This window comes from Rhodococcus sp. ACPA1 (genome assembly GCF_002300195.1).
Taxonomy (GTDB): Bacteria; Actinomycetota; Actinomycetes; order Mycobacteriales; family Mycobacteriaceae; genus Rhodococcus_F; species Rhodococcus_F opacus.
Genome location: NZ_NSDX01000002.1, coordinates 87,394 through 100,588, shown reverse-complemented (window position 1 = coordinate 100,588; position 13,195 = coordinate 87,394). Strand labels below are relative to the sequence as shown.

Here is a 13,195-nt window from a genome sequence, read left to right as displayed (position 1 = left end):
CCCCCGCGGAGGGTGCGAGCAGACCCGGCACGACCGGCACCGACGCGCTGCGGGGACGGACGGCGCCGGTGGCGGGCAATCACCGGTAGAATCAACCGAGACGAAGGGGTGTGAGTGTGAAGGATCTGGTCGACACCACGGAGATGTACCTCCGGACGATCTATGACTTGGAAGAAGAGGGCGTCGTCCCACTTCGAGCACGTATTGCCGAACGACTCGAGCAGAGCGGTCCCACGGTCAGCCAGACCGTTGCCCGGATGGAGCGTGACGGTCTCCTCCTGGTCGCCGGTGACCGCCACCTGGAACTGACGGAGAAGGGCCGCGAACTCGCCGTGTCGGTGATGCGCAAGCACCGCCTCGCCGAACGACTGCTGGTCGACGTCATCGGCCTCAAGTGGGAAGAGGTCCATGCGGAGGCGTGCCGGTGGGAGCACGTCATGAGCGAAGAAGTCGAGCGGCGTCTCGTGGAGGTGCTCAACAACCCCACTACATCGCCGTACGGCAACCCGATTCCGGGGCTCGCGCTGCTCGGGCTGGACCGCCCGGTCGACGCCCCCGAGACGCTCATCCGGCTCACGGACGTGCCGCCCGGCAAACCGACCGCTGTCGTCGTCCGGCGTCTCGCGGAGCACGTGCAGTCGGATCCGGACGTCATCGGGCAGCTGCGCGAGGCGGGTGTCGTTCCGGACGCGCGCGTCACCGTCGAGACCAAGCCCGGTTCGGTCACCATCACGGTGCCCGGCCACAGCGGGTTCGATCTGTCCGAGGAGATGGCACACGCCGTCCAGGTGAAACAGGTACAGGGATAGTCGATGAAACTTCTGGTCACCGGCGGCGCCGGCTATGTCGGCAGCGTCTGCAGCACGGTCCTGCTCGAACGCGGACACGAGGTCGTCATCATCGACGACCTGTCCACGGGTAACGCCGACGCGGTGCCGCTCGGTGCCGAGTTCGTCGAGGGCGACGTCGCGGAGGTGGTGTCGGACGTGCTCGGCACGAGCGGCATACCCCGCTTCGACGGCGTCCTGCACTTCGCGGCGCAGTCGCTCGTCGGCGAGTCCGTCCAGTACCCGGAGAAGTACTGGCGCGGCAACGTCGTCACCACGCTCGAACTTCTCGAGGCCATGCGGCATTCGGGGACACGGAAACTCGTGTTCTCGTCGACCGCCGCGACGTACGGCGAGCCGGAGCACTCGCCGATCACGGAGGCCGATCCGACCCGTCCCACCAATCCGTACGGAGCGACGAAACTCGCGATCGACCATGCCATCACGTCGTACTCGGTGGCTCATTCGCTCGCGGCGACCAGCCTGCGGTACTTCAACGTCGCGGGAGCGTACAAGTCGGCCGGCGAGAACCGGGTCGTCGAAACGCATTTGATTCCTCTCGTGCTCCAGGTGGCGCTCGGTCAGCGGGAGAAGATCTCGATCTTCGGAACCGACTGGCCGACTCCGGACGGAACGGCGATCCGCGACTACATCCACGTGCTCGACCTCGCCGACGCGCACGTGCTGGCACTGGAGTCGTCGATCGAGGGCAGGCACCGCATCTACAATCTCGGCAGCGGTGCGGGTTTCAGTGTGCGCGAAGTCATCTCGGCGTGCGCGCGGGTCACCGGGCTCCCCATCGCGGTCGAGGACGCACCGCGCCGGGCCGGTGATCCCGCCGTGCTGGTGGCGTCGAGTGATCGGGCGATCGCGGAGCTCGGGTGGCAGCCGGAGCACACCGACCTCGACGAGATCGTCGCCGACGCCTGGGCCTACCTGCAGGAGCTGGGCGACCGGTCGCACGCGGCACGTCGGTGACGCCGGCTCGGTCCGCGATTCAGCGGGGCAGCACGACACCGATCGCTTCGGCTCGCTCGTAACCGATGTCGGCCAGGCCCCGCACCTCGGTGGGCCGGAGTCCGGAGTGCAGTGCACCGTCGAGCAGGGTGGCCAGTACGTGACCCGGCTCCGAGTCCAGGGCGGCGGCCAACGCGATGCCGGCGAACGGGCCGTCGCCGCGAAGGTAGGCGCTGTATCCGAGCAACGCCGCCGGGTTCGCGCGTTCCGGATCCGGGAGGTTGCGGGCGAGGAGAATCCACAGTTGCTCCGCGTCGTCGGCGTACGGGCCGACGGCCAGAGCGAGCGCGCTGTCCCGGACGGTGACGTTCTCCAGTGCGAGCGCGAGTTCCGCGTACTCCGGCGCGAGGAGCCGCTCCCCGGACGACACCCGCGCGACATGTGTCAGCACAAGCTCGAGTTCGAGACGGTGACCACGCTCCGGCGTGGCCGACCGTCCCGCCAATTCCCTTCGCAGAAGCGATGATTGACGGCCGCGTTCGATGAGGGCGGCGATCTGCATCCGTTCGAGCACCGGGCCCACCTCGATGGTGGCTTCCAGCTCCTCGCGCGAAGAGCGGATGGCCCTGCCCTCGACGACCCGCGCGAGCGCGACCCGGGACGACGTCGGATCGGACTGGGCTCCGTAACCACCGCCGCCGAGAAGGCTGAACCATTCGCGGCCGGCCGCGATCTCCGCCGTGACGAACACGTCGAGAAGCTCGGTCGGTGTGAAGTCGAGGAGCTCTTCGAATTCTTCGACGATCGCGGACAGCTCGTCGAGGGAGATCGCGGGCGGGTCGGTGAAGCGGTCGTCGACGAGCACCAGGAGCACCCCGGTGGCCTGCTCCCTCTCACAGACGGTGGCGAACTGACCCAACGCCGCGTACATCGGCGGGGTCGGCACGTCGCCGCCGCCGAGGACCAGGTCGTGTCTCATGACGGCTCCGACCGACGGGTTGCGCTCCCCGGACAGGCACACCGCCACGATCGAGCGGGCGGGCCGGAATCCGAGTAGTGCGGGAACCGAGGCGAGAAGGTCGCCCGGGGCGGACAACGTGACGGTGTGCTGGTGCGGGGGCAGTCCCCCGCCGGGATCGTCGGAGAATCCGGAACCGTGCGGGAATGCGGGTGTCGTCATGCATCAGACTCTGACGGGTCGACGCGACGGCGCGGGCGGGCGAACTGGGGAAACACAGAGGGCTGTGGATGGGCCGTCGGTTGTGGACAACCGGGTCGCCGCGCCGCACGGACGCGCCGAGCGACCGAGAAGTCGTCGGACCCCTGTGCTACGGCCCGCTCAGCTGTTCTGCACCTTCTGCACCGCGGCGGTGAACAACTCGTCGAGCGCGACGGTATCGGCCTTCGCGTCGCCGAACGACATGAAGGTCGCAGACACCCGCACGTCGCCCACCTGCGCGATCAACGTGACCATCGACTGAGTGACCTTGTCGCTCCCGTTGCCGGACTTGACGGTCCGCCGGAGCGCGAGGGTGTCGTCGGCCCGGACCGGAGGGGCAGGTGTGACCTCGGTGGTGACGGTGGACTCGGCCCCACTGTCCGTCACGGTGGCCTCGCCGCACTTCTTCGTCTGCGCCGCCAGTTCGTCGAGGGGCGTATCGGTTCTGGTGAGCTCGACCGAGATCGTCGAACGGCTCGCGTTGTCCGTGCCCACCGCCATGACGGTGCCGGTCGGTCCGTAGTCCTGCGCGGGCGGCGCACAGTCCGCGGGGTCGACCACCGCGCCCTGCGGTACGCCCGTCAGGTCGGGTGCCGCCATCGACACGGCCTGGGCGGGCAGCACGATCGCCTCGTACCGGGCCGGGAATTCGGCCGGATCCACCAGAAGCTTCGACAGTCCCTTGCCCGACGGCGACCCCGCCGCGATCGTCGTGCTCGGCTGCGCGTCACCGGAGACCGTCGAGGAACATCCGGAGAGAATCGTCACCGCGGCCAGCGAGACCACCGGGACAACCATGGCCGTCCGTACCGCTGTGCGCCGAGACCTCACCGTCGACCTCCCGTGTCGGATGTGTGGTGCCCCCGCCCGGGGAGCCTTTTCCGCCACTCTGCCACGCCGGCGCGCCGACAGCGGGGAGGCTGCGGCTCAGCTGCCGCGGGCGATCCACTCCTCCAGATGCGGGGATTCGGTCCCGATGGTTGTTCCGTCGCCGTGCCCGGTGCGGACCGCCGTCGACGGCGGCAACGCGAACAAACGGTCGCGGATGGACCCGATGATCGTCGGGAAGTCCGAGTAGGAGCGCCCGGTTGCTCCCGGACCGCCCGAGAACAGGGTGTCCCCACTGAACAACTCCCCCGCCTCCGGCAGATACAGGCAGCAGGACCCGGGCGAGTGCCCGGGCGTGTGGAGCACGCGGAGGTCGGTCCCGGCCACGGCGATCTCCTGCCCGTCCTCGATCGGCGTGTAGACGACGGCGGGGTGAGTCTGTCGCCACAACACGTCGTCGGCCGCATGGAGGTAGAGAGGGGCGTCCAGTGCCGTGGACAGTTCCGGCGCCACGGTGACGTGGTCGTTGTGGCCGTGTGTGCAGACGATGGCCCGCACGTGCCTGCCGCCGACAGCCTCGACGATCGGGGCGGCGGTGTGCGCGGCGTCGATCACCACCACCTCGGAGTCGTCGCCGACGATCCACACGTTGTTGTCGACGTCCCAGGTGCCCCCGTCGAGACTGAAGGTGCCGGAGGTGACCACTCGGTCGATGCGCACGCTCACGACTCGACCGCCGATCGCCGAACCCGGTCCGCAATTCTTCGTACCCGTGCCGACATCGTGCACCTCCAGGATCTCGTCCGTCTCGGACCGTGCCGTTCCTCACATTGCCACAGACCGTGCGCGGGATCTCGCTGTGGGCGAACGCCGGAAGGCTCCGGACGGGAATTATCGGTCGCCCGCGCCGTGTTCCCCCAGAGCAGGACCTCCGAGAGCAAAGTCCGACGTATCGATGCCGGAGACGATAGGGGACACTGGAGGCCAGGCACGAAGGAGAAGAGGTCTGTAATGGACGAACAGTCGAAGATGTACGAGCTGGAGTTCCCGGCACCGCAGCTGTCCTCCGCGGACGGCCAGGGACCTGTACTGATCCACGGACTCGAGGGCTTCTCCGACGCAGGCCACGCCGTCAAACTCGCCACGACGCACCTCCGCGAGAGCCTCGAGAGCGAGCTGGTCGCCTCCTTCGCGGTCGACGAACTCGTCGATTACCGCTCACGTCGGCCCACCATGACGTTCAAGGCCGACCACTTCTCGGACTACGACCAGCCCGAGCTGAACCTGTATGCGCTGAAGGACACGGCGGGCACCCCGTTCCTGCTGCTGGCCGGCATGGAACCTGATCTCCGCTGGGAGCGGTTCACGACGGCGGTGCGTCTGCTGGCCGAGCAGCTCGGTGTGCGCCGGACCGTGGGCATCAACGCCATTCCGATGGCCATCCCGCACACCCGCCCGCTCGGGGTGACCGCGCATTCCACCAACAAGGACCTGATCAAGGACCACCAGCGCTGGTCCGGCGAACTGCAGGTTCCCGGCAGCGCGTCCTCACTGATCGAGTTGCGGATGGCGCAGCACGGGCACGAGTCCGTCGGATTCTCGGTTCACGTCCCCCACTACCTGGCTCAGACGGACTACCCGGGCGCCGCCGAGACCCTCCTCGAGAATGTGAGTGACGTCACCGACCTCGACCTGCCGCTGGCCGCGCTCGGCGAGGCCGCCGCACGCGTCCGCGAACAGGTCGACGAGCACATCGCGGGTAACGAGGAGGTACAAACCGTCGTCCACGCCCTGGAACGCCAGTACGATGCGTACGTAACGGCTCAAGAACAGCAGTCCACGCTCCTGGCCAGCGAAGAAGACCTGCCGAGTGGTGACGAACTCGGTGCAGAATTCGAGCGTTTCCTCGCCGAACAGGCCCTGCAGGACGGCGAGGGCGGCGACTCCGAGGAAGAGGGGGGATCACCGGGCGGGGCGTGACCGAGGAGCTGTTGTGCGGTCGCCACTCGGACACTGTGCGACCGCACGGTCCAGTTGTTCGGCCGAGAGCGGTGCAATAGCGTCGAGATCAAGCGGATGATTGAGCTGTCAACATTCGGGAGTGCACCTAGTTCAGGAGGCGACATGAGCGACACTCGCATTCGTAAGCTCAGGCCCGTTCCGAACGCCGAAACCCGCATGATGTTCCGCACGATCCACGGTTACCGCCGTGCGTTCCGCATGGCAGGCGAGGGTCCCGCGCTGCTGCTGATCCACGGCATCGGTGACAACTCGTCCACCTGGACCGAGATCATTCCGCACCTCGCCAAGAACTACACCGTCATCGCCCCCGATCTGCTGGGTCACGGACGCTCCGACAAGCCGCGGGCCGACTACTCGGTCGCGGCGTACGCCAACGGCATGCGCGACCTGCTGTCCACCCTGGGCATCGACAAGGTGACCGTCGTCGGTCACTCCCTCGGCGGCGGGGTCGCCATGCAGTTCTCCTACCAGTTCCCGCAGATGGTCGACCGGCTCGTCCTGGTCTCGGCCGGCGGCGTCACCAAGGACGTTCACCCGCTGCTGCGGCTCGCGTCGGTGCCGGTGGTCAACGAGGCGCTGAAACTGCTGCGCATTCCCGGTGCGATGCCCACCGTGCGTCTGGTGGGCAACGTGTTGAGCCAGCTGAACGGGACACGACTGCGTCCCGGTGCGATGCTGCACGACACACCCGACCTGGTGCGCGTACTGGCGGAGCTGTACGACCCCACGGCCTACGAGGCATATCTGCGCACCCTGCGCGCGGTAGTCGACTGGCGCGGCCAGGTCGTCACCATGCTCGACCGATGTTATCTGACCGAGAATCTCCCAGTGCAGCTCATCTGGGGCGATCAGGACGCCGTCATTCCGGTGAGCCACGCCCACCTCGCGCACGCGGCGATGCCCGGCTCTCACCTCGAGATCTTCCGCGGCGCAGGCCATTTCCCGTTCCGCGACGACCCGATGCGGTTCCTGCGCACCATCGAGAAGTTCCTGTCCGTGACTCATCCCCTGCAGTTCGACGAAGCGAAGTGGCGGCAGATGCTCGTCACCGGCGTCGGTGAGAGCACCATCACCGGCAGCGCGTCCACCCGCATGGCGGTTCTGGACGCGATGGGATCGGACGAACGCAGCGCGACATAGGCCCGGCAGCGGCGCACCGCGTTCCGGCTAGCCTGTAGCAGTGCTTCTCTCCGACCTGCTCCCCGAGAACGCGGATTCCGATTCCGTTTTCGACGCCTTCACCTCCTGGACCGATGAACGGGGTCTGACGCTCTACCCCGCCCAGGAAGAATCCGTGATGGAGCTGGTGTCCGGGGCCAACGTGATCCTGGCGACGCCCACCGGATCCGGCAAGTCGATGGTGGCGGTCGGAGCGCACTTCTACGCCATGGCCACCGGCAAGCGCACCTTTTACACCGCCCCGATCAAAGCCCTTGTCAGCGAGAAGTTCTTCGCCCTGTGCGAGGTGTTCGGCGCCGAGAACGTCGGCATGATGACCGGCGACGCCGCCGTCAACTCGCGGGCACCGATCATCTGCGCGACCGCCGAGATCGTCGCGAACCTCGCACTGCGCGAGGGCCCCGACTCCGACATCGGCCAGGTCGTGATGGACGAGTTCCACTTCTACTCCGAACCCGATCGGGGCTGGGCGTGGCAGGTCCCACTCGTCGAACTCCCCCACGCCCAGTTTCTGCTCATGTCGGCCACCCTCGGGGAGGTCGACTTCTTCTCGTCCGACCTCACCCGCCGGACCGGCCGCCCCACCACAGTGGTGGCGGGCACCGAACGTCCCGTTCCCCTCATGTTCTCGTACGCCACGACTCCGGTGAGCGAGACGATCGAGGAATTGGTGACCACCAACCAGGCCCCCGTCTACGTGGTTCACTTCACCCAGGCCGCAGCCCTCGAACGCGCGCAGGCCCTGACCAGCGTCAACTTCTGTTCGCGCGAGGAGAAGGACGCCATCGCCGAAGCGCTGGGCGGCTTCCGGTTCACCACCGGATTCGGCAAGACGCTCTCGCGTCTCGTCCGGCACGGTATCGGCGTCCACCACGCGGGCATGCTGCCGAAGTACCGCCGTCTCATCGAGAAGCTGGCGCAGGACGGTCTGCTGAAGGTCATCTGCGGCACCGACACCCTCGGCGTGGGGATCAACGTCCCCATCCGCACCGTGCTCCTCACCGGGCTGACCAAGTTCGACGGCACCCGCACGCGGCACCTCCGGGCCCGCGAGTTCCACCAGATCGCGGGACGCGCGGGACGCGCCGGCTACGACACCCTGGGCACCGTGGTCGTGCAGGCTCCCGAACACGAGGTCGAGAATCTGCGTGCACTCGCCAAGGCGGGCGACGACCCGAAGAAGCGCCGGAAGGTGCAGCGCAAAAAGGCGCCGGACGGCTTCGTGTCGTGGAGCGAGGCGACGTTCGATCGCCTCGTCGCCGCGTCACCCGAACCGCTCGTCTCACGGTTCTCCGTGTCGAACTCCATGCTGCTCAACGTGATCGCGCGACCGGGCAACTGCTTCGAGTCCATGCGGCACCTTCTCGAGGACAACCACGAGTCGCGGCCTGCGCAGCGCAAGCACATCCTGAAGGCGTTGTCGTTGTACCGCGGGCTGATCGACGCCGGCGTGGTGCAGAGACTCGACGAACCCGACGCCGACGGCCGCATGGCCCGGCTCACGATGGAACTCCAGCGGGACTTCGCACTGAACCAGCCGCTGTCCCCGTTCGCCCTCGCCGCCCTCGAACTGCTCGACGTCGAATCCGATTCCTATGCACTGGATGTGGTGTCGGTGATCGAGTCGACCCTCGACGACCCGCGGCAGGTCCTCATGGCGCAGCAGCACTTCGCCCGCGGTGAGGCGGTCGCGCAGATGAAGGCCGACGGGATCGAGTACGAGGAACGCATGGAACTGCTCGAGGAGGTCACCTGGCCAAAGCCACTCGCGGACCTGCTGTTCCCGGCGTTCGAGATGTACCGCGGTGGACATCCGTGGATCACCGAGTTCGCGCTGTCGCCCAAGTCGGTCGTGCGCGACATGGTCGAGCGGGCGATGACGTTCGCCGAGATGGTCAGCCACTACGGTCTGGCCCGTTCGGAGGGGCTCGTGCTGCGGTATCTCGCGGACGCGTATCGAGCACTGCGCCAGACCGTTCCGACCGAGGCCCGGACGGAGGAGCTGGACGACCTCATCGAGTGGCTGGGCGAGCTGATCCGTCAGGTCGATTCGAGCCTGCTCGACGAATGGGAATCCCTCACCGACCCCGGCGCCGAGGGAGACGACCAGCAGGTCGCGTTCGGCGCCGATGTGCCGCGCCCGATCTCGGCGAACACGCGGGCATTCCGGGTGATGGTGCGCAACGCCATGTTCCGGCGTATCGAACTCGCGTCGCGGCGGCGGTGGGCCGAATTGGAAGGACTCGACGACGGCATCGACGCCGAGGAGTGGGAGGACCAGCTCCAGCCGTACTTCGACGAATACGACTCCCTCGGCACCGGCCCCTCGGCGCGCGGCCCCCAACTGTTCCAGGTGGAGACCGCGCCCGAGCTGTGGCGGGTGCGGCAGGTCCTCGAGGACCCACAGGGCGATCACGGGTGGGCGTTGACGGCGGTCGTCGACCTTCCCGAGTCCGACGCGGCCGGCGAAGTGATCTTCGACGAGCTCAGCATCGTCGAGGGGTAGCGGTCAGGAACGCGGCCGGCGGGGCTGATCACGCCGCGCCGCGTTCTTCTCCTTGATGCGGACGGTCTCCTTGCGGACCTCGGCCTGGGTGGCGCGTTCCTGCTGCAGCCATTCGGGACGATCCGCCATGAGCGCGTCGATCTGCTCGGTGGTGAGCGCCTCGGTGACGCCGCCTCGGGCGAGGCCCGCGATGGACACCCCCAGCTTCGCCGCAACCACCGGCCGCGGGTGCGGGCCGTTGCGGCGTAGCTCGAGCAGCCACTCCGGCGGATCGCTCTGCAGTGCACTCAGCTCGTCACGGGAGACGAGACCCTCCTGGAACTCCGCGGGGGTGGCCTCGAGGTACACACCCAGCTTCTTCGCCGCGGTGGCGGGCTTCATAGTCTGAGGGCTCTTGTGCGACGTCATGGTGTCAAGAGTAACGAGCGTGTGCGGCGTCGTTGACCAAGGCCGGTAGCCTGACGGAGTGACAGACGCGGATGCATCCCCTTCGTTCCGGCTCGCGTATGTCCCGGGCGTGACCCCCACCAAGTGGGTGCGGATCTGGAACGAACGGCTGCCCGACGTGCCGCTCACCCTCGTCCCGGTGGCGGCCGCGGACGCACCCGACCAGTTGCGCGGCGGCGGCGCGGACGCGGGCCTGGTGCGGCTGCCGATCGACCGGACCGGTCTCAGCGCAATCCCTCTGTACACCGAGATCCCCGTGGTCGTGGCGCCGAAGGACCACGTGGTGGCCGCGGTGGACGAGGTGTCGATCGCGGATCTGGCCGACGAGATCGTGCTGCACCCGCTCGACGACGTCCTCGTCTGGGACAGCCTGCCGGGACTGCCGGCCCAGGACCGCCCCGCCACGACGGCCGACGCAATCGAACTGGTCGCCGCGGGGATCGGGTTGCTCGTCGTCCCGCAGTCGCTCGCGCGGCTCCACCACCGCAAGGACCTCGTCTACCGGACGGTGTCGGACGGACCGGAGTCACGGATCGCGTTGTCGTGGCCAGAGGACGAGACCACCGAACTGGTGGAGGAGTTCATCGGGATCGTCCGAGGCCGCACCGTCAACAGCTCCCGGGGCCGCAGCCCGACGCCGGCTCAGCCGAAGAAGAAGCGTCCCGCCGCGGCGGCTGCACGCCAGAAGCCGGCCACGGGAGCCAGGACGTCCCGGTCGGGCTCCGGAGCGAAGGGCGGCAAGAAGGGCAAACCGCGGCGGCGGTCCTAGGCCCTGAGGTCAGGCGGGTGCGCCGACCGACGCCGTCTTCGTGAGGAGGGCGGCGAGTTGCCCGTAGCCATCCGCACGGGCACTGGACGAGCGGAACACGAGGCCGATCGTGCGGCCGGGCGCCGGAGCCGCGAAGCGGGCGGTCGCGAGCGGTCCCCGTCCGGTCTCCACCTGGACGGCGGATTCCGGCACCAGGGTGACGCCGAGCCCGCCGGCGACACACTGCACCACCGTCGACAGCGACGTGGCGCGGGTGTCGCCCGCCACCGGGTGCGCGTCGACCGAGCGGCACAGGTCGAGGGTCTGGTCGCGCAGGCAGTGCCCCTCGTCGAGCAGCAGGAGGGGAAGCGCGTCCAGCATCTGCGGCGAGACGTCGGTGCGACCCGCGAGTGCGTGCCCCTCCGGGACCACCATCACGAAATCTTCTGTGTACAAAGGAATATCGACGAGACCGCTGACACCGCTCGGCAACGCCAGCACCGCGACGTCGAGCGCACCCACACGCAACGCCTCCAGGAGTCGCGCCGTCTGGTCCTCGATGACCTGCGGCTCGAGGGCGGGCATCTCCTCGCGCAGCGCCGGCAACAGGGCTGGCAGTACGTACGGGGCCACGGTGGGGATCAGCCCGATACGCAGCGGTCCGGCCAACCGGTCGCCGACACCCGCGGCCGTCGCGACGAAACCGTCCGCGGCCTCGAGGATGACCTTGGCCTGACCGAGGAGCCGCTCCCCCGCCGTGGTGACGAGGACGCGTCGGGTGCTGCGCTCGATGAGTTGCACGCCCAGCCCGTTCTCCAGGGCGGCGAGCGACTGCGACAGTGTGGGTTGACTCACACTCAATCGCGCTGCCGCCGTGCCGAAATGGCGGTATTCCGCGACTGCCACGAACGCACGCAGCTGCGACAGTGTGGGTTGATAACTCTGATCAGCCATACCTATCAGCCTAGCGTTATCCATCACCTCTGCCTTTTGACCCGGGGCAGATGGCGAACTCTCCCACCGTCGAGGCACTGCCTCGAGGTCGACGAGCGATAGGGTGCGTCAATGCCCATCCACGTAGATGTCGTCCGGGTGTTCACCGACGACAAAGGACGCCACGGCAATCTGCTCGGCATCGTCGACTCCTCGGCCGTCCCGCCCGAGGACCGGCAGTCCGTCGCCGCCGCACTCGGATACAGCGAGACGATCTTCGTCGACATGCCCGGACCCGGCGACGAGCACGCACGCGCCCAGATCTTCACCCCCACCACCGAACTGCCCTTCGCCGGACACCCCACGGTCGGGCTGTCCTGGTGGCTGCACGAGCGCGGCGCCGCGGTCACCACACTCGACGTGCCCGCCGGCCCCGTCACCACCCGCCGTTCCGGCGCCTTCACCTGGGTGCGGGCCCGACCGGAGTGGGCGCCCGAGTTCTCGCTGTACCCCATGAACAGCGTGCGCGAGGTTCAGTCTGCGGACCCGAAGAAGTTCGGTGCCGGACACCACTATTTGTGGGCCTGGACGGACAAGGTCGAGCACTCGATCCGGTCGCGAATGTTCGCCCCGGACATGGGCATCACCGAGGACGAGGCCACCGGGGCCGCTGCCGTCCGGATCACCGCGCACCTCCGGCACGCCCTCCTGATCACCCAGGGCAAGGGATCCGAACTGCGCACCACCTACGACCCCGCCGGCTGGATCGAGGTCGGCGGACGAGTCCACCCCGAGAAGTCACGCACCCTCTGACGACGGCCGCCGGCCTCGCCCAGCGGTGAGGTCGGCTTCGCTCAGAGTCACCTCGATCTCGCGGCCCAGCGTCACTCCGGGAGCGAGGGGGAGCTTGTCGCCGCTCCAGAATTTGCCGGGGTCGTACCAGTTGGTGCGCCTGCGCCCGCTGATCAGACCCATCTCCTCGTACGTCTGCGCAACCACCTCGGCGCAATAGGCACTTTCGAGGCCGCCCGACTTCTCCTGCCGGCGCCCCGTCCCGGGCAGGCGCCCGCCGAACCACCGTGACGCAAGTTTCGCGGTGGACGGGAACGGGGTTCCGTCGAGCCGTGCGATCGTCCGCAGCAACGCGTCCTCCTGCTGCGACGTCGCGGGTTCGGCGAGTTGGCGCAGCCATCCCCGCTGCCCGTACCGCGCACCCCACACCTGGACGGCGGCGCGCAGGTCGTGGAGTTGCACACCGCGCTGGAAGCGTCCCGTCCACATGTCCTGCAGCGAATGCCCCAGCTCGGCGTGCCACATCAGCGGCGGCAGGTCCTCGAGGACCACCGACATGCCGACGTGGTTGACCGGACTGTTCGTCAGCGTCTGAATGGCCCTGTCGGCCGGAGACTCTCCGCGGAAGATCCAGATGTCGCCGGTGCGGGTGACCTCGACCGCGGTGTCGAGGTCGATGGTGGAGCCGTGTCGTCGTGCGTCCGTGTGCCGTGGCGCGTCCATGGGCCCTAGCCTAG

Annotated in this window: 13 protein-coding genes; 7 read left to right on the top strand and 6 right to left on the bottom strand. The window is 68.2% G+C overall.

Going from position 1 to position 13,195, the window contains the following annotated elements; all coding sequences use genetic code 11:
• Positions 1 to 116 precede the first annotated feature (116 nt).
• Positions 117 to 809 carry a metal-dependent transcriptional regulator gene (locus tag CJ177_RS07060; RefSeq protein WP_005240804.1) on the top strand — a complete coding sequence of 231 codons (693 nt, stop codon included), beginning with the start codon at positions 117 to 119 and terminating at the stop codon, positions 807 to 809.
• A gap of 3 nt (positions 810 to 812) precedes the next feature.
• Complete coding sequence (gene galE / locus CJ177_RS07055; RefSeq protein WP_025432401.1) at positions 813 to 1,805, top strand: UDP-glucose 4-epimerase GalE; 993 nt, start codon at positions 813 to 815, stop codon at positions 1,803 to 1,805.
• Positions 1,806 to 1,824: 19 nt separating this feature from the next.
• On the opposite strand, the gene CJ177_RS07050 is transcribed toward galE, so the two are convergent.
• The 3 genes from CJ177_RS07050 to CJ177_RS07040 all read right to left on the bottom strand — a co-directional run bounded on the left by CJ177_RS07050 (position 1,825) and on the right by CJ177_RS07040 (position 4,557).
• The gene (locus tag CJ177_RS07050; protein ID WP_095867492.1) at positions 1,825 to 2,964 is read right to left on the bottom strand and encodes a DUF4192 domain-containing protein; all 1,140 of its coding nucleotides are present in this window, start codon (positions 2,962 to 2,964) and stop codon (positions 1,825 to 1,827) included.
• Between the two features lie 159 nt (positions 2,965 to 3,123).
• Positions 3,124 to 3,789 carry a DUF5642 family protein gene (locus tag CJ177_RS07045; RefSeq protein WP_095867684.1) on the bottom strand — a complete coding sequence of 222 codons (666 nt, stop codon included), beginning with the start codon at positions 3,787 to 3,789 and terminating at the stop codon, positions 3,124 to 3,126.
• 141 nt (positions 3,790 to 3,930) lie between these two features.
• On the bottom strand, positions 3,931 to 4,557 hold the full coding sequence (locus tag CJ177_RS07040) for an MBL fold metallo-hydrolase (protein WP_005240796.1): 627 nt from the start codon (positions 4,555 to 4,557) through the stop codon (positions 3,931 to 3,933).
• Positions 4,558 to 4,842: 285 nt separating this feature from the next.
• Between CJ177_RS07040 and CJ177_RS07035 the strand changes: the two genes are divergently transcribed.
• The 3 genes from CJ177_RS07035 to CJ177_RS07025 all read left to right on the top strand — a co-directional run bounded on the left by CJ177_RS07035 (position 4,843) and on the right by CJ177_RS07025 (position 9,538).
• Positions 4,843 to 5,811: a proteasome assembly chaperone family protein gene (locus tag CJ177_RS07035; RefSeq protein WP_005240795.1), complete on the top strand. Its 969-nt coding sequence runs from the start codon at positions 4,843 to 4,845 to the stop codon at positions 5,809 to 5,811.
• Positions 5,812 to 5,955: 144 nt separating this feature from the next.
• The gene (locus CJ177_RS07030) at positions 5,956 to 6,993 is read left to right on the top strand and encodes an alpha/beta fold hydrolase (RefSeq protein ID WP_005240793.1); all 1,038 of its coding nucleotides are present in this window, start codon (positions 5,956 to 5,958) and stop codon (positions 6,991 to 6,993) included.
• A gap of 40 nt (positions 6,994 to 7,033) precedes the next feature.
• Positions 7,034 to 9,538, top strand: a complete 2,505-nt coding sequence (locus tag CJ177_RS07025; RefSeq protein ID WP_005240787.1) for an RNA helicase — start codon at positions 7,034 to 7,036, stop codon at positions 9,536 to 9,538.
• A gap of 3 nt (positions 9,539 to 9,541) precedes the next feature.
• Here the strand turns inward: CJ177_RS07025 and CJ177_RS07020 are convergent, their stop codons facing one another.
• The gene (locus tag CJ177_RS07020; RefSeq protein WP_005240786.1) at positions 9,542 to 9,946 is read right to left on the bottom strand and encodes a DUF5997 family protein; all 405 of its coding nucleotides are present in this window, start codon (positions 9,944 to 9,946) and stop codon (positions 9,542 to 9,544) included.
• Between the two features lie 58 nt (positions 9,947 to 10,004).
• Between CJ177_RS07020 and CJ177_RS07015 the strand changes: the two genes are divergently transcribed.
• Positions 10,005 to 10,754 carry a LysR family substrate-binding domain-containing protein gene (locus CJ177_RS07015; protein ID WP_005240785.1) on the top strand — a complete coding sequence of 250 codons (750 nt, stop codon included), beginning with the start codon at positions 10,005 to 10,007 and terminating at the stop codon, positions 10,752 to 10,754.
• A gap of 9 nt (positions 10,755 to 10,763) precedes the next feature.
• Here the strand turns inward: CJ177_RS07015 and CJ177_RS07010 are convergent, their stop codons facing one another.
• Positions 10,764 to 11,687: a hydrogen peroxide-inducible genes activator gene (locus tag CJ177_RS07010; protein WP_025432399.1), complete on the bottom strand. Its 924-nt coding sequence runs from the start codon at positions 11,685 to 11,687 to the stop codon at positions 10,764 to 10,766.
• A gap of 111 nt (positions 11,688 to 11,798) precedes the next feature.
• Between CJ177_RS07010 and CJ177_RS07005 the strand changes: the two genes are divergently transcribed.
• Positions 11,799 to 12,479: a PhzF family phenazine biosynthesis protein gene (locus CJ177_RS07005; RefSeq protein WP_005240783.1), complete on the top strand. Its 681-nt coding sequence runs from the start codon at positions 11,799 to 11,801 to the stop codon at positions 12,477 to 12,479.
• On the opposite strand, the gene CJ177_RS07000 is transcribed toward CJ177_RS07005, so the two are convergent.
• Positions 12,465 to 13,181 (bottom strand): hypothetical protein, encoded by a 717-nt coding sequence (locus CJ177_RS07000; protein WP_061042998.1) that lies wholly within the window; start codon positions 13,179 to 13,181, stop codon positions 12,465 to 12,467. The two genes, CJ177_RS07005 and CJ177_RS07000, sit on opposite strands and share 15 nt — an antisense overlap.
• Positions 13,182 to 13,195: the final 14 nt, after the last annotated feature.

What these genes read in the sequence shown, in the direction of transcription:
- galE (WP_025432401.1), top strand. Translation starts at nt 813, where the DNA reads ATGAAACTTCTGGTCACCGGCGGCGCCGGCTATGTCGGCAGCGTCTGC.
- CJ177_RS07050 (WP_095867492.1), bottom strand. Translation starts at nt 2,964, where the DNA reads ATGACGACACCCGCATTCCCGCACGGTTCCGGATTCTCCGACGATCCC.
- CJ177_RS07035 (WP_005240795.1), top strand. Translation starts at nt 4,843, where the DNA reads ATGGACGAACAGTCGAAGATGTACGAGCTGGAGTTCCCGGCACCGCAG.
- CJ177_RS07030 (WP_005240793.1), top strand. Translation starts at nt 5,956, where the DNA reads ATGAGCGACACTCGCATTCGTAAGCTCAGGCCCGTTCCGAACGCCGAA.
- CJ177_RS07020 (WP_005240786.1), bottom strand. Translation starts at nt 9,946, where the DNA reads ATGACGTCGCACAAGAGCCCTCAGACTATGAAGCCCGCCACCGCGGCG.
- CJ177_RS07010 (WP_025432399.1), bottom strand. Translation starts at nt 11,687, where the DNA reads ATGGCTGATCAGAGTTATCAACCCACACTGTCGCAGCTGCGTGCGTTC.
- CJ177_RS07005 (WP_005240783.1), top strand. Translation starts at nt 11,799, where the DNA reads ATGCCCATCCACGTAGATGTCGTCCGGGTGTTCACCGACGACAAAGGA.
- CJ177_RS07000 (WP_061042998.1), bottom strand. Translation starts at nt 13,181, where the DNA reads ATGGACGCGCCACGGCACACGGACGCACGACGACACGGCTCCACCATC.